General features: G+C 59.4%; 23 protein-coding genes. 12 read left to right on the top strand and 11 right to left on the bottom strand.

Annotation, left to right across the window (positions count from 1 at the left end):
• Nucleotides 1-111: 111 nt before the first annotated feature.
• Nucleotides 112-927: a 5'-nucleotidase, lipoprotein e(P4) family gene (locus C3F38_RS17680; RefSeq protein ID WP_055316342.1), complete on the top strand. Its 816-nt coding sequence runs from the start codon at nt 112-114 to the stop codon at nt 925-927.
• Nucleotides 928-1,171: 244 nt separating this feature from the next.
• Here the strand turns inward: C3F38_RS17680 and C3F38_RS17675 are convergent, their stop codons facing one another.
• From C3F38_RS17675 to flgA, 5 genes are all read right to left on the bottom strand, one after another.
• Entirely contained in the window at nt 1,172-1,474 is a 303-nt protein-coding gene (locus C3F38_RS17675) for a DNA-binding transcriptional regulator (protein ID WP_047571545.1), read from the bottom strand.
• Nucleotides 1,467-1,841 (bottom strand): type II toxin-antitoxin system RelE/ParE family toxin, encoded by a 375-nt coding sequence (locus tag C3F38_RS17670; RefSeq protein WP_055316340.1) that lies wholly within the window; start codon nt 1,839-1,841, stop codon nt 1,467-1,469. The genes C3F38_RS17675 and C3F38_RS17670 overlap by 8 nt, the downstream gene beginning before the upstream one ends.
• A gap of 230 nt (nt 1,842-2,071) precedes the next feature.
• On the bottom strand, nt 2,072-2,506 hold the full coding sequence (locus C3F38_RS17665) for a flagella synthesis protein FlgN (protein ID WP_038876835.1): 435 nt from the start codon (nt 2,504-2,506) through the stop codon (nt 2,072-2,074).
• Between the two features lie 40 nt (nt 2,507-2,546).
• Nucleotides 2,547-2,858, bottom strand: coding sequence for a flagellar biosynthesis anti-sigma factor FlgM (flgM, locus tag C3F38_RS17660; RefSeq protein WP_038876837.1), 312 nt, complete (start codon nt 2,856-2,858; stop codon nt 2,547-2,549).
• A 129-nt stretch (nt 2,859-2,987) separates the two neighbouring features.
• The gene (gene flgA / locus C3F38_RS17655; protein WP_055313118.1) at nt 2,988-3,641 is read right to left on the bottom strand and encodes a flagellar basal body P-ring formation chaperone FlgA; all 654 of its coding nucleotides are present in this window, start codon (nt 3,639-3,641) and stop codon (nt 2,988-2,990) included.
• 160 nt (nt 3,642-3,801) lie between these two features.
• On the opposite strand from flgA, the gene flgB reads away from it, so the two are divergent.
• The 9 genes from flgB to flgJ all read left to right on the top strand — a co-directional run bounded on the left by flgB (nt 3,802) and on the right by flgJ (nt 11,136).
• Nucleotides 3,802-4,215, top strand: coding sequence for a flagellar basal body rod protein FlgB (flgB, locus tag C3F38_RS17650; RefSeq protein WP_033634995.1), 414 nt, complete (start codon nt 3,802-3,804; stop codon nt 4,213-4,215).
• Between the two features lie 5 nt (nt 4,216-4,220).
• A complete protein-coding gene (gene flgC / locus C3F38_RS17645; RefSeq protein ID WP_004934826.1) occupies nt 4,221-4,625 on the top strand; it encodes a flagellar basal body rod protein FlgC in 405 nt (134 codons plus the stop codon).
• Between the two features lie 12 nt (nt 4,626-4,637).
• Nucleotides 4,638-5,315: a flagellar hook assembly protein FlgD gene (gene flgD, locus C3F38_RS17640; protein ID WP_016927297.1), complete on the top strand. Its 678-nt coding sequence runs from the start codon at nt 4,638-4,640 to the stop codon at nt 5,313-5,315.
• Between the two features lie 54 nt (nt 5,316-5,369).
• Nucleotides 5,370-6,593: a flagellar hook protein FlgE gene (gene flgE / locus C3F38_RS17635; protein ID WP_055316337.1), complete on the top strand. Its 1,224-nt coding sequence runs from the start codon at nt 5,370-5,372 to the stop codon at nt 6,591-6,593.
• 12 nt (nt 6,594-6,605) lie between these two features.
• Nucleotides 6,606-7,361, top strand: a complete 756-nt coding sequence (locus C3F38_RS17630; protein WP_038876842.1) for a flagellar basal body rod protein FlgF — start codon at nt 6,606-6,608, stop codon at nt 7,359-7,361.
• A gap of 18 nt (nt 7,362-7,379) precedes the next feature.
• Nucleotides 7,380-8,162: a flagellar basal-body rod protein FlgG gene (flgG, locus tag C3F38_RS17625; RefSeq protein ID WP_004934819.1), complete on the top strand. Its 783-nt coding sequence runs from the start codon at nt 7,380-7,382 to the stop codon at nt 8,160-8,162.
• 82 nt (nt 8,163-8,244) lie between these two features.
• Nucleotides 8,245-8,946: a flagellar basal body L-ring protein FlgH gene (gene flgH / locus C3F38_RS17620; protein ID WP_038876845.1), complete on the top strand. Its 702-nt coding sequence runs from the start codon at nt 8,245-8,247 to the stop codon at nt 8,944-8,946.
• A gap of 145 nt (nt 8,947-9,091) precedes the next feature.
• Nucleotides 9,092-10,192, top strand: coding sequence for a flagellar basal body P-ring protein FlgI (locus C3F38_RS17615; RefSeq protein WP_038876847.1), 1,101 nt, complete (start codon nt 9,092-9,094; stop codon nt 10,190-10,192).
• Complete coding sequence (gene flgJ / locus C3F38_RS17610; RefSeq protein WP_038876850.1) at nt 10,192-11,136, top strand: flagellar assembly peptidoglycan hydrolase FlgJ; 945 nt, start codon at nt 10,192-10,194, stop codon at nt 11,134-11,136. The genes C3F38_RS17615 and flgJ overlap by 1 nt, the downstream gene beginning before the upstream one ends.
• A gap of 7 nt (nt 11,137-11,143) precedes the next feature.
• Here the strand turns inward: flgJ and C3F38_RS17605 are convergent, their stop codons facing one another.
• Nucleotides 11,144-11,428: a hypothetical protein gene (locus tag C3F38_RS17605; protein ID WP_038876852.1), complete on the bottom strand. Its 285-nt coding sequence runs from the start codon at nt 11,426-11,428 to the stop codon at nt 11,144-11,146.
• On the opposite strand from C3F38_RS17605, the gene flgK reads away from it, so the two are divergent.
• Together flgK and flgL are read left to right on the top strand one after the other, a co-directional pair.
• Entirely contained in the window at nt 11,421-13,070 is a 1,650-nt protein-coding gene (flgK, locus tag C3F38_RS17600; RefSeq protein ID WP_055313212.1) for a flagellar hook-associated protein FlgK, read from the top strand. The two genes, C3F38_RS17605 and flgK, sit on opposite strands and share 8 nt — an antisense overlap.
• Nucleotides 13,071-13,129: 59 nt before the next feature.
• Nucleotides 13,130-14,089 (top strand): flagellar hook-associated protein FlgL, encoded by a 960-nt coding sequence (gene flgL / locus C3F38_RS17595; protein ID WP_038876856.1) that lies wholly within the window; start codon nt 13,130-13,132, stop codon nt 14,087-14,089.
• Between the two features lie 187 nt (nt 14,090-14,276).
• Here the strand turns inward: flgL and C3F38_RS17590 are convergent, their stop codons facing one another.
• The 5 genes from C3F38_RS17590 to fliQ form a co-directional block, all read right to left on the bottom strand.
• A complete protein-coding gene (locus C3F38_RS17590) occupies nt 14,277-14,603 on the bottom strand; it encodes a hypothetical protein (RefSeq protein WP_055316335.1) in 327 nt (108 codons plus the stop codon).
• 14 nt (nt 14,604-14,617) lie between these two features.
• Nucleotides 14,618-14,884, bottom strand: coding sequence for a hypothetical protein (locus C3F38_RS17585; RefSeq protein WP_047730467.1), 267 nt, complete (start codon nt 14,882-14,884; stop codon nt 14,618-14,620).
• 358 nt (nt 14,885-15,242) lie between these two features.
• On the bottom strand, nt 15,243-15,377 hold the full coding sequence (gene sra, locus C3F38_RS26435) for a stationary-phase-induced ribosome-associated protein (RefSeq protein ID WP_004934807.1): 135 nt from the start codon (nt 15,375-15,377) through the stop codon (nt 15,243-15,245).
• Between the two features lie 355 nt (nt 15,378-15,732).
• A complete protein-coding gene (gene fliR, locus C3F38_RS17580) occupies nt 15,733-16,515 on the bottom strand; it encodes a flagellar biosynthetic protein FliR (RefSeq protein WP_033632754.1) in 783 nt (260 codons plus the stop codon).
• Between the two features lie 2 nt (nt 16,516-16,517).
• Complete coding sequence (gene fliQ, locus C3F38_RS17575) at nt 16,518-16,787, bottom strand: flagellar biosynthesis protein FliQ (protein ID WP_004934803.1); 270 nt, start codon at nt 16,785-16,787, stop codon at nt 16,518-16,520.
• Nucleotides 16,788-16,807 lie beyond the last annotated feature (20 nt).

Here is a 16,807-nt window from a genome sequence, read left to right as displayed (position 1 = left end):
GTGCGTGAAGCGCGTTAATTTACCCGTCCCTCAGTAAATTATGCGCAATGTATCAACTATATAAATAACCCTCGCCGTACTCTCATAAAATTAAACTTATATGGAGTATCTATGAAAATTTTAAAATCATATATGCCATTATTACTTTTATGCGTGGCTTTCACCGCTTCGTCAAATAATCACTGCGATCCTTCCCGGACTGAACTGCCCGCGAGTTGCCTCACGGAACAATTCGCCATGTCGGTATTGTGGTATCAGAATGCGGCAGAGGCACGGGCGGCTTTTTATCAAGGGTATCAGTTGGGCAAGCTCCGACTTGAGCAGGAATTAAAGAACAAATCGGAGAAGCCGCGTGCCGTCGTGCTGGATCTTGATGAGACCGTGCTGGATGACAGCCCGCACCAGGCCTGGTTGATAAAGAGCCAGTCGTTTTTGCTTGACGGTTGGGATGAATGGGTCGACATGGCAGCGGCGGAAGCCGTGCCCGGCGCTATCGATTTCCTGAGGTTTGCCGATGAAAACGGCGTTACCATTTTCTACCTGAGTGACAGAAAGCAGTCGCAGATTGACGTGACGCTAAAAAATTTACGCCGCATTAATTTGCCTCAGGCGAAAAAAGAAAATCTGTTGTTAAAAACACCGGAGATGCAGGGTAAACAGAGTCGTCGCGACGCGTTGGAAAGCCAGTATGACGTCGTGCTGTATTTTGGCGACAATCTGGCTGACTTTATTGATTCAAAAGGTAAAAGCCAGGCTGAAAGGAATAAAATGATGGAGGATGTGCAGCAAGAATTTGGCAAGCGTTTTATTATCTTCCCGAATCCGATGTATGGCGATTGGTATGGCGGCATTATCGATGGGCAGTTTAAAGCGAAAAACAAAGAGCTTTATAAGCTGCGAGCGTCTAAATTGACGCCGTTTAAGTAACAAAAATAGGTAAGGTAAATATAAGCTACGGGCATTTATGGTATGAATATAAATACCCTGAAGCGTTTTATTCAATAGGCCGATTCGCTGGCTCTCGATATGAAGCAATTAATAGAATCGATAATATACATCGGATAGTTCCTTGTTGTATCGAGGGCTGTTTAATGTGTTCTGATTTCAACATCGATTGTCTGGCCGACGGCTGCCGACCTCATCCGATGAGCGAAGTGGCGGGAGGGGCGGCTCAGGCCAGGATCGCCAGGCCGTTGCGTTCCACCAACGTCAATAGCTTCATCGCGGCGGAGTTCGGTTGCGCTTCGCCGCGCTCCCATTTCTGTACCGCCTTTTTGCTGACGTTGAGATATAGCGCAAACACCGGCTGACTGACGTTTTCGCGTTCGCGCAATGCGCGGATCTCGGCCGGCCCGAACTGTTTCACCGGCCGCAGGCACAGCATGTCGAAGGTGCGCATGGTCACGTCGTCGACGAAACCGGCGCGGTGCAGGCCCTGAACTTCCTGGTGGATCTCGGCAAGAATTTTACTCATCGCTTAGCCTCCGTAATTCCTTGTTGTTGGCCAGCTGGTAAAGTCTGAATGGCGAATAATCCAGATACAGCGCAGCCAGATGTTTCAATCCTTGTAACTCGTCCGTACTGATGTTTTCTCTCTCGCTTTTGGCAAAGCCGCGCATAAAAAACAGGCGTTCTTCATCGCGAAAAACGATCGGTACCCGATAGCCGCCCCGTTTGCCCGCACCAGTCCGAGCGATGCGCTTTTTGTATATGCAACCGCCAAGACTGGCGTCGTACAACTGATTTTGCATCTCTCGCGCCGCTTTCACTATCGTGGCGTCGCTGATGCGTTCGCGCGCGGCAAAACCCAGAAAGGTTTTGGTGAGATAAATATCGGCCATTCGCTCTTCCTGCGAATCTATACCCGTTAAGGGTATATTTCAAGTGGTTTAAAAATAACCACAGGGTGACAAGCGGCCAAAGGGAAAGAAACAGCCAAATTCACGGCATGCGCAGCCTGGCGCATAGCGTTAAGGGAATTCAGAAAGCGGTAAGAAGAAAATGCGAGAGGTTGCGCATAACCGGGGAAACCCGCGCCCGGCGGTGCGTTCACCGGGCGAAATGAGTCAGGTCAGACGCCGATTTTTCTGCCGAGCAGGCTGCCGGCGTGCGACTGGCCGTCCGGGCCATACAGCGATTTGTTGTTCTTACTGAGGATCGCCAGCGCCTGAGCGTTATGGTCGATCTGCTGATTGAGCAGCAGGCCATTGTGCTGATTCTTTTCGCGTAGCGTTTGGCTCAGCAGTTGAACGCGCTGCCAGCGATCGGCCAAGGGCGCATGGTTGGCGTAGGGGGCGCGTTGCCCGCAGGCTTTTTCCTCCCCCAGGCGTTGTTGCTCGAGGTAGGCGACCGTCGCCAGCAGTTGGCTTTTGGCATCGGTTACACGCTGCAACGCCACGCCGGGCAACTGGCCGGAACACAGCAAGTCGTGCTCTTCCTCCAGCACGCCATTGAGCGCCTGCAGCGTTTCCAACAGTTTATCCAGCAGTTGTGCCAGGTTTTCCATAGTGATGACTTATCCTTTACCGCTACTCGCCGCCGCGCCGTCAGTCGCGCCCGGCGTTCCATTGAATGTCGCTCTGCGCGTCTTGCAGCAGCGCGTCGGCGATTTTGCCGGCGTCCATCTTCAGTTCGCCGTTGCGGATCGCCTGCTTGATGGCCTCGACCCGGCCCATATCGATATCCTGGGTGCCCGGCTGCATCAGGCGCGCCTGCGCCTCGCTCAGTTTGACCTGCGTGCCGCTGACGGCCGTTTCGGCCACGGCGGCCTTACGCGGTTGAAGCGGGTTGTCGGCCGGGGTTTCACGCGGTTGCACAGTGGAAACCGGCTGTAACCGCTGGGTGCGATCGATACTCATGGTCCATCTCCGTTTACGCCGTGACCGCTCGGGGGCGACGACGCTGCAATGAAAGTTTTGCGGCCCTGGTGGCCAATAAAATGCTGCTTGATTTGTCTTATCGGCAAGGTTTGCGGAACCTTTACTTTTTTATAACGTAATGCGAATCGCGCCGTCGTCTCCGACCACGCCGCTGACGATCTGCCCGGACGCCATGCGCACGCGCACGCTGTCTTCGGCGGCGGCGTTGTTCATCGCCTTGCCCGCACCGCTGATGTTGAACCCTTCGCCCTGCGCGGTGACCTGTACCGGTTGCCCGGCTTTGATAATCCAGGCGCGGCGCAGCATGGCGAGGGTCAGCGGTTGGCCGGGGCTGATGTTGCGCAGGCTGACGGCGCCTAACGCTTTGCTCGCCTCGGTCAGCGCGCGCGGCGGCAGGGTATCGAGCCGGCCTTCCTTCAGCGTCAGATCCGCTGCGGTCAATCGGCTGCCGGCGCTGATGCCGCGCGCCGAAACCAGATAGCGGCCGAACACCTGCACCTGCGTCTGGATAAAACGCCGCTCCTGGCCACAGCGTGCCGAAATGCTGACGTTGCCGCCGATCCGCGCGTTGGGCGGCAGCGACAGCTGGGGCAGTTCGCAGGCGGGCCATTGGGCCGGCGGCGTGCGCACCCGCACTTTCACCTGTACCGGCTCGCCGGTGAACTTGCCTTTGATGAAGCTATCGATTTGCGTCGCCAGATCGTCGGCGCGCGCGTTCAGACTGCACAGCAGGCCGATAAGCAGCAGCATTTTACCTTTCATCGTCATCTTCTCAAGCTTCATCGGGATACGCGTAAGTGTACCCGCAGCGCGCGCAGGCTAAGCAGATAAATAGCGCCCCATTTTGCGTCTATTCCCGCGATAGGGTGGTGCTGGGGGCGTTTATCCTGTCGACTCCAAATTCTAACCTCGCGGAGGGAGCATGCTCGACAAACTGGACGCGGCTCTGCGCTTTGGCCAAGAGGCGCTGAACTTGCGCGCCCAGCGGCAGGAAATTCTGGCCGCCAACATCGCCAACGCAGACACACCGGGTTATCAGGCGCGGGATATCGATTTCGCCAGCCAATTGAACAAAGTGCTGGAACAAGGGCGCGTCAACGGCAACGGCATGTCGCTGAACCTGACGGCGGCGCGCCACATCCCGGCGCAAACCCTGCAGCCGCCGCAGCTCGATCTGTTGTACCGGGTACCGGACCAGCCGTCGATGGACGGCAACACGGTGGACATGGATCGCGAACGCACCAACTTTGCCGATAACAGCCTGAAATATCAGACCGACCTGACGCTGCTCAACGGGCAGATCAAAGGGATGATGTCCGTGCTGCAACAAGGATAAGGCGCATGTCTTTACTGAATATTTTTGATATCTCCGGCTCGGCGTTATCGGCGCAATCCCAGCGCATGAACGTCAGTGCCAGCAACATGGCCAACGCCGACAGCGTGACCGGCCCGGACGGCGAGCCTTACCGCGCCAAGCAGGTGGTGTTCCAGGTCGCGGCGGCGCCCGGGCAGCCGACCGGCGGCGTGCGCGTTGCCCAGGTGGTGGACGATCCGGCGCCCGAGCGTCTGGTGTACCAGCCGGGCAACCCGCTGGCGGACGCCAAGGGCTACGTGCGCATGCCGAACGTCGACGTAGTGGGGGAAATGGTCAATACCATCTCCGCTTCCCGCAGCTACCAGGCCAACGTCGAGGTGCTCAACACCACCAAGTCGATGATGATGAAAACCCTGACGCTGGGTCAGTAACCGGAGGTTCCCATGGCTATTGCCGCAACCACTAACGAGTCGTTGGACAACACCGTCATCGGTAACAACAGCAAAAATACCAACAGCCAGGATCTGCACAACAGCTTCCTGACGCTGCTGGTGGCGCAGTTGAAAAACCAGGATCCGACCAATCCGATGCAGAACAACGAGCTGACCTCGCAGCTGGCGCAGATCAACACCGTTCAGGGCATCGAAAAACTCAACACCACGCTGGGCTCGATCTCCGGCCAGATCAACAGCAACCAGTCGCTGCAGGCGACGGCGCTGATCGGTCACGGCGTGATGGTGCCGGGCAACAACATTCTGGTCGGCAGCAAGGATGGCAAGGTCAGCACCACGCCGTTTGGCGTGGAACTGGAGCGCGCCGCCGATCAGGTGACCGCCACCATCACCAACGCCAGCGGGCAGGTGGTGCGCACCATCGAAATCGGCGGCCTGACCGCCGGCGTACACGCCTTCACCTGGGACGGTTCGCTGGATGACGGCTCCACCGCGCCAGACGGCGCCTACAAAGTGGCGATTAATGCCAAAGGCAACGGTGAACAGTTGGTGGCGCGTAGCCTGCACTTCGGGCTGGTGAACGGCGTGATCCGCGACGGCAACGGCGCCAAGCTGGATCTCGGCCTGGCGGGCAACGCCACCCTGGAAGACGTGCGACAGATCTTATAACCCTAAGCATCAGGCTCAATCGGACGATAGCCTGACCACTATTCGGAGAATAACATGGCCTTTTCTCAGGCAGTCAGCGGCTTGAACGCGGCAGCAACCAACCTGGACGTGATCGGTAACAACATCGCCAACTCCGCGACCGCGGGCTTCAAATCCGGCAGCGTGTCCTTCGCCGACATGTTCGCCGGTTCGCAGGTTGGGCTGGGCGTTAAAGTGTCCGGCATCACCCAGAACTTTAAGGGCGGCACCACCACCGGCACCAGCCGTGCGCTGGATGTGGCCATCAACGGCAACGGCTTCTTCCGCATGCAGGATAAAGACGGCGGCATCTTCTATACCCGTAACGGCCAGTTCAAGCTGGACGAGAACCGCAACCTGACCAACATGCAGGGCCTGCAGCTGACCGGTTATCCGGCGGCCGGTTCCCCGCCGACCATCCAGCAGGGTGCCAACCCGGTGCCGCTGAGCATTCCTGAAGGCATGATGAACGCCAAGGCGTCTACCTCCGGTGAGATGGTCGCCAACCTGAAGTCCACCCATAAAGTGCCGGAGAACAAGACGTTCGATCCGACCAAACAGGACAGCTACAACTACGTCAACACCATCACCGCCTACGACTCGCTGGGTAATGCGCACAACATCAACGCCTACTTCGTGAAGACGGAAGACAACAAGTGGCAGGTCTATACCCAGGACGGCAGCGCAGCGCCAGTGAACGCCGGCACCATGGAGTTCAGCACCAGCGGCAACCTGGTGAAAACCACCAGCACCAACGGCGCGCCGGGCGAGTTCAACATGGTGATCCCGATGACCGCCAAAGACGGTGCACCGGCGCAAAACTTCACCCTGAGCTTCGCCGGCAGCATGCAGCAGAACGTGGGCAGCGACTCGGTGAGCAAAGTGGCGCAGGACGGCTATGCCGCCGGTGAATACACCAACTTCCAAATCAACAACGACGGTACCGTCGTGGGCATCTACTCCAACCAGCAGACCCAGGTGCTGGGCCAGATCGTCATGGCCAACTTCTCCAACCCGGAAGGGCTGGCGTCGCAGGGCGATAACGTGTGGCAGGAAACCGGTGCGTCCGGCCAGCCGCGCGTTGGTCTGTCGGGCGGCGGCGGCTTCGGTAAGCTGACCAGCGGCGCGCTGGAGTCTTCCAACGTCGATCTGAGCCAGGAGCTGGTGAACATGATCGTCGCACAGCGTAACTACCAGTCCAACGCCCAGACCATCAAGACGCAGGACTCCATCCTGCAGACGCTGGTTAGCCTGCGCTAATAGGGCCGAGTCATGGATCACGCGATTTATACCGCGATGGGCGCGGCGCGCCAAACGCTGGAACAGCAGTCCATCACCGCCAACAACCTGGCCAATGCGTCGACGCCGGGCTTTCGCGCCCAGCTCGCCGCGTTGCGCGCGGTACCGGTCGACGGGCCGAGTATGGCGACGCGCACCTTGGTGACCGCGTCGACGCCGGGCGCCGACATGAGCCAGGGGGCGCTGAACTACACGTCGCGTCCGCTGGACGTGGCGCTGCAGCAGGACGGTTTTCTGGCGGTGAGCCTGCCGGGTGGGGGGGAAGCCTATACCCGCAACGGCAACATTCAGATCTCCTCCACCGGGCAGTTGACGGTGCAGGGGCTGCCGGTGATGGGCGACGGCGGCCCGATCGAGGTGCCGCCGTCGGCGGAGATCACCATCGCGGCCGACGGCACCATTTCGGCGCTGAACGCCGGCGATCCGCCGAACACCATCGCGCAGATCGGCCGCCTGAAGCTGGTGAAAGCCGATGCGCGCGAAGTGATGCGCGGTGACGACGGGCTGTTCCGCCTGACGCCGGAAACCCAACAGCAGCGCGGCAATCAGTTGCAAAACGATCCGCAGGTGCGGGTGATGCCGGGCGTGCTGGAAGGCAGCAACGTCAAGCCGGTGGAAACCATGGTCGACATGATCGCCAACGCCCGCCGCTTTGAAATGCAAATGAAGGTCATCCACAGCGTGGATGAAAACGAACAGCGTGCCAACTCACTGCTCTCAATGAGTTAAGCAGCAAGGAAATAACCGATGATTCCATCCTTATGGATTGCCAAAACCGGTCTGGACGCGCAGCAGACCAACATGGACGTGATCGCCAACAACCTGGCGAACGTCAGCACCAACGGCTTCAAACGCCAGCGGGCGGTATTTGAAGACCTGCTGTATCAGACCATGCGTCAGCCGGGGGCGCAGTCCTCCGAGCAGACCACGCTGCCCTCCGGCCTGCAGATCGGGACCGGCGTGCGTCCGGTGGCGACCGAGCGTCTGCACAGCCAGGGCAACCTGTCGCAGACCAACAACAGTAAAGACGTCGCCATCAAGGGGCAGGGTTTCTTCCAGGTGATGCTGCCGGACGGCACTCAGGCCTATACCCGCGACGGGTCGTTCCAGATCGATCAGAACGGCCAGCTGGTGACCTCCAGCGGTTTCCAGGTGCAGCCGGCGATCACCATTCCGGCTAACGCGCTGTCCATCACCGTCGGCCGCGACGGCATCGTCAGCGTCACCCAGCAGGGCCAAACCGCCGCCCAGCAGGTAGGCCAACTGACGCTGACCACGTTCGTCAACGACAGCGGTCTGGAGAGCGTGGGCGAGAACCTGTATCAGGAAACCGAAAGCTCGGGCGCGCCGAACGAGAGCACCCCGGGGCTGAACGGTGCCGGTTTGCTGTATCAGGGTTACGTGGAAACCTCCAACGTCAACGTGGCGGAAGAGCTGGTCAACATGATTCAGACTCAGCGCGCTTACGAGATCAACAGCAAAGCGGTCTCGACTTCCGATCAGATGCTGCAAAAGCTGACGCAACTGTAATCTGTCATTGACGGGCCGGCTTGCCGCGCCCGTCATTCTCTTTCGTGAAACAAAGGCGATACCCGTGGTAACCACATATTCGATGGCAATCCTGCCGCGGCAGGGACAACGCTGGCTGGCGGGAATGGTGATGCTGACGCTGAGCGGCTGCGCCTACATCCCGCACAAACCGCTGGTGGACGGCGCGACCACGGCGCAGCCCGCGCCGGCCAGCGCGCCGATGCCGAACGGCTCGATCTTCCAGACGGTGCAGCCGATGAACTACGGCTACCAGCCGTTGTTCGAGGACCGCCGTCCGCGCAACGTCGGCGACACCCTGACCATCGTGCTGCAGGAAAACGTCAGCGCCAGCAAAAGCTCCTCCGCCAACGCCAGCCGCAAAGGCGCCAGCAAGTTCGGCGTCGCCACCTCGCCGCGTTACCTCGACGGCCTGTTGGGCAATGCGCGCGCCGATATGGACATTTCCGGCGACAGCACCTTCGGCGGCAAGGGCGGCGCCAACGCCAACAACACCTTCAACGGCACCATTACGGTGACGGTCAACCAGGTGCTGGCCAACGGCAACCTGCACGTGGTAGGGGAAAAGCAGATCGCCATCAACCAAGGCACGGAATTCATCCGCTTCTCCGGCGTCGTCAATCCGCGCACCATCAGCGGCAACAACTCGGTGACTTCGACGCAGGTGGCGGACGCACGTATCGAATACGTCGGCAATGGCTATATCAACGAAGCGCAGACCATGGGCTGGCTGCAGCGCTTCTTCTTAAATGTTTCACCGTTTTGAGTACAGGCTATTTTACTTGCCATTTTGAGGTTGGGCAGTGCTCGGAAACGTCACGTACTGCGTGTACGCTCCGTTTCCTGCGCGCTGTCCGCCCTCAAACTGCCTGCGACAATAACGCCTTTTGGCTAAGGCGAATGAGGTTCTAATGACAAAAAAAATCCTGATGGCTTTGCTGATCGGAACGATGAGTCTGCCGGCGGCGGCGGAGCGCATCCGCGATCTGGTGACGGTGCAGGGCGTGCGAGACAACGCCCTGATCGGCTACGGCCTGGTGGTGGGGCTGGACGGCTCCGGCGACCAGACCATGCAGACGCCGTTTACCACCCAAAGCCTGAGCAACATGCTGTCGCAGCTGGGCATCACCGTGCCGCCGGGCACCAACATGCAGCTGAAAAACGTGGCGGCGGTGATGGTGACCGCCAAACTGCCGCCGTTCTCGCGCGCCGGGCAGAACATCGACGTGGTGGTTTCTTCGATGGGCAACGCCAAGAGCCTGCGTGGCGGCACCCTGCTGATGACGCCGCTCAAAGGCGTGGATAACCAGGTTTATGCGCTGGCGCAGGGTAACGTGCTGGTCGGCGGCGCGGGCGCGGCGGCCGGCGGCAGCAGCGTGCAGGTCAACCAGCTGGCGGGCGGGCGCATCAGCAACGGCGCCACCATCGAGCGCGAGCTGCCGACCACCTTCGGCAGCGGCGGCGTTCTCAACCTGCAGCTGAACGACGAAGATTTCACGCTGGCGCAGCAGATCAGCGACGCCATCAACCGCCAACGCGGCGGCGGCACCGCGACGCCGCTCGACGCCCGCACGATCCAGGTGCTGGTGCCGCAGGGCAACAGCTCTCAGGTGCGCTTCCTGGCGGAGATTCAAAACATCACCGTCAACGTCGGGGCGATGGATGCCAAAGTGATCATCAACTCGCGCACGGGTTCGGTGGTGATGAATCGCGATGTGATCCTCGACTCTTGCGCCGTCGCCCAGGGCAACCTGTCGGTGGTGGTCGATCGGCAGAACACCGTCAGCCAACCGACGACGCCGTTCGGTGGCGGCCAGACGGTGGTGACGCCAAACACCCAGATCTCGGTGCAACAGCAGGGCGGATCGCTGCAGAAGGTGAACGCCAGCGCCAACCTGAACAACGTGATCCGCGCGCTGAACGCGCTGGGCGCCACGCCGATCGATCTGATGTCGATCCTGCAGGCGATGCAGAGCGCCGGCTGCCTGCGCGCCAAGCTGGAAATCATCTGATGGCCGGCGATCTGATGGCGATGTCGGGCGCGGCCTATGACGCCCAGGCGCTGAATGGCCTGAAGCGCGATGCGGCGGCCGACCCGCAGGGCAACCTCAAGCAGGTGGCCCAGCAGGTGGAAGGCATGTTCGTGCAGATGATGCTGAAAAGCATGCGTTCCGCCTTGCCGCAGGACGGGGTATTGAGCAGCGATCAAACGCGGCTCTATACCTCGATGTACGACCAGCAAATCGCCCAGCAGATGTCGCAAAAAGGGCTGGGGCTGGCCGACATGATGGTCAAGCAGATGAGCAACGCCAACACGGTGCCGAGCGAAACGGCGGGCCTGTCGCCGATGGCGCTGGACAACGAGGTGCTGCAAACGCTGCCGAACCAGGCGCTGGAGCAGATGGTGCGCCGCGCGATGCCGAAAGCCCCGCCGGCCGCCGCGCCGCTGTCGCTCAACAACGGCAACTTCGTCGCTCGCCTGTCGATACCGGCGAAGGTCGCCAGCCAGCAGAGCGGCATTCCGCATCAGCTGATCGTCGCGCAGGCGGCGCTGGAGTCCGGCTGGGGGCAGCGCGAGATCCCGACCTCGGACGGCACGCCGAGCTACAACCTGTTCGGCATCAAGGCCGGCGGCAGCTGGAACGGGCCGGTGACGGAGATCACCACCACCGAGTTCGAACAGGGTGCGGCGAAGAAGGTGAAGGCGAAGTTCCGCGTCTACGGCTCGTACGTCGAGGCGATCGCCGATTACGTCAAGCTGCTGACCAACAACCCGCGCTATGCCGACGTGGCCGCCGCGCGCAGCCCGGAGCAGGCGGCGCATGCGCTGCAGCGCGCCGGCTACGCCACCGATCCGCAGTACGCCAGCAAACTGGTCAGCGTGATTCAGCAGATGAAGAGCGCGGGGGAACAGGCGGTCAAAGCTTACACCCACGATCTGAAAGATTTGTTCTAAATCCCCGTCAGGCTTGACGCCGCAGCGGCGTTGACTGCACAAGCTCGCCCCGGTCACTTGGCTTAACCAGGCTCCCGGGGACGCCCTTGCTTGTCGCCTTGCTGCGACGCCAATTATTGAGGGGATAGGCGGTAATGAAGGCTGGCTGGATGCTGACCGCATTGCCGCTTTTTTTCCTCAAGTTCTTCTCATTTTTGCCGATAACCGAGACAGGCTGAGCGAACAGGCTCAGCAGCTCAATTAGAACCCTGTGGGCCACCGGCGCCGCAGCATAAGGAATCCCGATGTCCAATAGCTTAATCAATACCGCGATGAGCGGGCTGAATGCGGCTCAGGTGGCGCTCAGTACCGTCAGCAACAACATCTCCAACTACAACGTGGCGGGCTATAACCGCCAGACCGCGATCCTGGCGCAGAACGGCGGCATGGCCACCATGAGCGGCTTTATCGGCAACGGCGTGACCGTCACCAGCGTCAACCGCGAGTACAACCAGTTCATCACCAACCAGCTGCGCGGCGCGCAAAGCGCCTTCGGGGCGCAAAACGCCTATTACGAGAAGATTTCGCAGATAGACAACCTGCTGGCGAGCAAAACCAACCCGCTGTCGACCAACATGCAGGATTTCTTCACCAACCTGCAGAACCTGGTGAGCAACGCCGGTGACGACGCCGCGCGCCAGACGGTGTTGGGCAAGGCCAACGGCCTGGTGAACCAGTTCAATAACACCGACAAATTCCTGCGCGACATGGACAACGGCGTCAATCAGCAGATCAGCGATACGGCGCAGCAGATCAACAGCTACGGCCAACAGATCGCCAAGCTGAACGACGAGATCACCCGTTTGCGCGGCAGCGCCGGCGGCGAGCCGAATGCGTTGCTGGATCAGCGCGATCAGCTGGTTACCGAGTTGAATCAGCTGGTGGGCGTGCAGGTCACGCAACAGGACGGCGACGCCTATACCGTTTCCTTCGCCAACGGTTTGACCCTGGTGCAGGGCAGCAATACGTATCAGGTGGAAGCCGTGCCTTCCAGCAGCGATCCTTCCCGCCTGACCATTGGTTATAACCGCGGCAATGGCGCCAGCGAAGTGCCGGAAGGCCAGATCACCAGCGGCACGCTGAGCGGTGTGCTGAAATTCCGCAGCGAGACGCTGGACGGCGTGCGCAATCAGCTGGGCCAGTTGGCGCTGGCGATGGCGGACAGCTTTAACCAGCAGCATCGCGCCGGTTTCGACCTGAACGGCGATGCAGGCGGCGACTTCTTCAGCTTTAGCGGTGGCCGGGTGGTGGATAACACCCGCAACACCGGCGACGCGTCGCTGTCGGTCGCCTACACCGACACCGGCAAGGTGAAGGCCAACGATTATCGCGTCGAGTTCGACGGCAGCAACTGGCAGGTCAGCCGCCTGCCGGACAACGTGAAAGTCAACGCCACGCCGGGCACCAGCGCGGACGGCAAACCGACGCTGAACTTCGATGGGCTGGAAGTGAGCATCGACGGCAATGCGCAGGCTAAAGACAGCTTCACCGTGAAGCCGGTCAGCGACGTGGCGGGCAACCTGAAAGTGGCCATCACCGATTCGTCCAAGATCGCCGCCGCCGGTAAAGACGACAGCGGCCGCGGCGATAACGAAAACGCCAAGAAGCTGCTGGATCTGCAGACCAAAAACCTGGTGGACGGCAAGGCGACCCTGAGCGGCGCTTACGCCGGCATCGTCAGCGGCGTCGGTAACCAGACCGCTGCCGCCAAGGCGATCGCCACTTCGCAGGCCAAGATCGTCACGCAGCTGGGCGAGCAACAGCAGTCGATGTCCGGCGTTAACCTTGACGAAGAGTACGGCGAGCTGCTGCGTTTCCAGCAGTACTACATGGCCAACGCGCAGGTGATTCAGACCGCCAGCTCGCTGTTCGATGCGCTGCTGAAAATTCGTTGATTTCATTGTTAACCGGCGCCGATAACGGCGCCGGTCGCTCAGAGTAAGGAACCCACAGCATGCGCATGAGTACCGGCATGATGTACCAACAAAACATGAACGGCATCACGGGCAACCAGTCGCTGTTCATGAAGGCCGCCGAGCAGCTTTCCTCCGGCAAGCGAGTGATCAACCCGTCCGACGATCCGTTGGCGGCGTCGCGCGCGGTGATGTTGTCGCAGTCGCAGGCGGAAAACAGCCAATACACGCTGGCGCGTACTTTCGCTCGCCAAAGCGTCTCGATGGAAGAAACGGTATTGGCCGGCGCGACGTCCACCATCGCGGACATGAAAGCGCTGATCGTCAACGCCGGCGGCACGGAAAGCGATAACGACCGCCAGTCGTTGGCCACCCAACTGCAGGGGCTGAAAGATCAGCTGCTGAACCAGGCCAACAGCACCGACGGCAACGGCCGCTATATGTTCGGCGGATACGTGAACGACAAGGCGCCGTTTGTCGACAACGGCGGCACCGTCAGCTATCAGGGCGGCGACAAGACGGTTCAGCAGAAGGTGGACGCCAACCGCACCATGACCATCGGCCATACCGGCAACGCGGTGTTCATGTCGTTGACCAGCAACCCGAAGCCTGAGCCTGACGGCAGCGCGCCGGTCAGCAACGTGTTCGAGAGTATCGATATCGCGCTGAACGCGCTGAAAACACCGCTGCAGGGCGCCGATGAGGCCACCAAGCAGCAGGTGAACGATGCGCTGGCGAAAGCCAACCGCGGCCTGGACAACTCCTACAACAACGTGCTGAGCGTGCGCGCCGAGCTGGGCAGCCAGCTGCAGGAAATGGATCAGTTGGACAGCATCGGTAAAGAGCGCGACATGACCAACCAGGTCCAGATGAGCGCGTTGACGGACGCCGATCTGGCTGAGTCTATCTCGTCTTACTTTATGCAGCAGGCGGCGCTGCAGGCGTCGTATAAAACCTTCAGCGATATGCAGGGCATGTCGCTGTTCCAGATGAATCGTTAAGAGCAAGACCCCGTTGCCTGACCGCGACGGGTTTCCCTTTAGTGCGCTTAGAAAACGCCTTCTCCGCCCCGCGGGGAGGGAGGCTTCTTGAAACCGGGCGCACTCGTTTGGCGCGTCGCTCGTTCTCCCACTACTGACTGAGTGACGCGCCTTTTTTTGTCTGCGTGTTCCCCATTCACCTTAAGCCTTAGCGGAAAGGCACGCCGCGATCGTTGCCGGACCCTTTAGTGCATTGACTGCCTATGTTGACGAAGGCTGAGGCCGCCGCAGTGCCAACCGCACTGCCGTTACGGCTGGCCAGGGCGCCGGCCATGGCAATGGCACCGGTAACCACCGAGCCGGTACAAGGATCCTGAAATAGCCCATAGCCTTTAGCCGCCCAATTAGGCTGGAAGCCGTTCGCCTGCGCGCCGTAGGAGCTTCGGCCATAGTCGCGATCTCGGTCGCCGCCGTTATTGCCGTCGCCGGCACCGCCCATCCGTTGCATTTCTTCTCTGGCCAGTTCTCTCAACATAGGTCGATCTCCTGTTAACGCGACTTGGCGTTATTTTTAGGGTTGTTGTTTTCGATTTGAGGCTTGCGGCTCTCATTGAACAGCCACCGTATTGGCGTATAGAGGCACTCGGCCAACTTCAATGAGCCAAATAAAGTAAACGGGATGATGACGAAACTATCGACGCCAGGCGGAAGAATAAATAACCCCCAGGAAAAGCCCAGCGTATTTAAAATAGTGCTCATGATCAAAAGGGCGATGCCGCTGATGAATAAATCACTCAGCTGGAATTTTATCTTCATATTTACACCGGTTATATTTGGGCGAGACTTGCAGTGTGCTGTCTGCAAGGTTTCTTCCAATATAACGCTGGGGGAATAAGGTGGGAAATCGATTTTTCTTGTCAGTGAATAAATAAGAGATGTGAGTAAAGCAAATTATTAATGCATTATCTTTAAATTTAGCGTGTCAGCGAGGGCGACGTGCTGCATTATTTCATTCCTGACAATGAAATGCACAGGATGTCGACATGACTTGCCGACGGGTGATCAATGCCGGTTACGGCAGGAGCCGGGTTGCCGTCCCGGTGCTGCGTCGAATGGCGCAGCAGAGGCCGGATACGGGCGCAACCCGGAATATTTTGCTAAAAACCGTACGGGATTATTTCTTTTTCTTCACCACTTTCCATTTTTCACCAGCGGCCGTTTCGCTGATGGCAACTTTAAATTTGTTGCTCTTCCAGTGGGCCATGCCGAATAACCGGCGTGCTTTGCGGTTGCTTTTCGCTTTAATCATGATCTCGCTCCTGTGGTTAGCAAAGGTCGATGCTGCGCCCTGCAGCCGGCAGGCTGCCGGACGCATTTATTCAGGGTGTAAGTTATCTGCCGCGCATTTAACAATGCGTGGCTGTGTTATTCTTATTTTTTACTCGAGATAAACGTACGTTATCGCTGCAAAAAATAAGGGGTGCAAGGCGATATTTTTTGTTGCCGGGTCTATTCTAGGTCAGGGTTTTATTTATTCAAGCCACCGGAGACATTTGAACCTTAATCCGGATAAAAGACGTTTCTCAGGCTTTTGTCCCAAGAAAGCGTTTTTATTGCCATTTTGTCTCAGGCGAAAACGGGGGAGGAAGGGGGTGAGCAGGGGCTTAGAAGGTCATGCCGCCGATCACCGCCGCCAGCCGATCGAAGATTTCACCGAACAGATGCTCGCAGAACGGGGCCAACATCGGCATCATCATGCCCAGCGTCATGATGCCGAAGGTCATGGTGACCGGGAAGCCGATCACGAAGACCGACAGCTGCGGCGTCATGCGGTTGAGCAAGCCGAGCGCCATGTTCAGCGTCAACAGCAGGCAGATCAGCGGCAGCGCCAGCATCATGCCGTTGATGAAGATCAGCGAGCCGACTTGGGTCAGCACCAGGAAGCCGTTGCCGTTCAGTGGCTGCGTCTGGATAGGCAGGGTGTGGAAGCTGTCCGCCAGCAGCGAAATCAGCCACAGATGGCCGTCGAAGCTGAGGAACAGCAGCATCGCCAGCAGGTTGAGCAGGCGCGCCAGCACCGGCATGTTCGGGCCGCCGCTGGGATCGAAGAAGGTGGCGAACGACAGGCCCATCTGCATGCCGATCACTTCCCCCGCCAGGCGCACCGCCGCGAAGGCGAACTGCATGGTCAATCCCAGCGCCACGCCGATCAGAATCTGTTGAATCGCCAGCCACAGGCCGGCGGCGGAGAAGATCGGGATATTGCTGGCGGGCAGCGTCGGCGCGATCAGGATGACGATCAGCCCGCCAAGGCCGATTTTGACCTTTTTGCTGATTTGCTTTTCGCTGAATATCGGCGCGGTGCTTATCAGTGCCAGAATGCGCAGCAGCGGCCAAAAATAGTGGCTGAGCCAGACGGTGAGCTGGGCGCTGTCGAAGGTGAGCACGGTTAGCCGATCAGGGTGGGCAGGTTGCTGAACAGGGTGCGCATGTAGTCCAGCAGCAGGTTCAACATCCAGGGGCCGGCGATGATGATGGTGGCCACCACCGCCAGAATTTTGGGGATGAACGACAGCGTCATTTCGTTGATCTGGGTGGCGGCCTGCAGCAGGCTGACCACCAGGCCGCTGATCAGCGCCGCCAGCAGCAGCGGCGCGGCCAGCGCCAGCGCCACTTTCATCGCCTCGGTGCCGAGCGCCATAACCGATTCAGGTGTCATCTCGCGTTCTCCGATCGGGG

The organism is Serratia sp. SSNIH1, assembly GCF_002935055.1.
Taxonomy (GTDB): domain Bacteria; phylum Pseudomonadota; class Gammaproteobacteria; order Enterobacterales; family Enterobacteriaceae; genus Serratia; species Serratia nevei.
The sequence above is the reverse complement of the archived record's forward strand: the minus strand, read 5'-3'. Positions and strand labels throughout refer to the sequence as shown.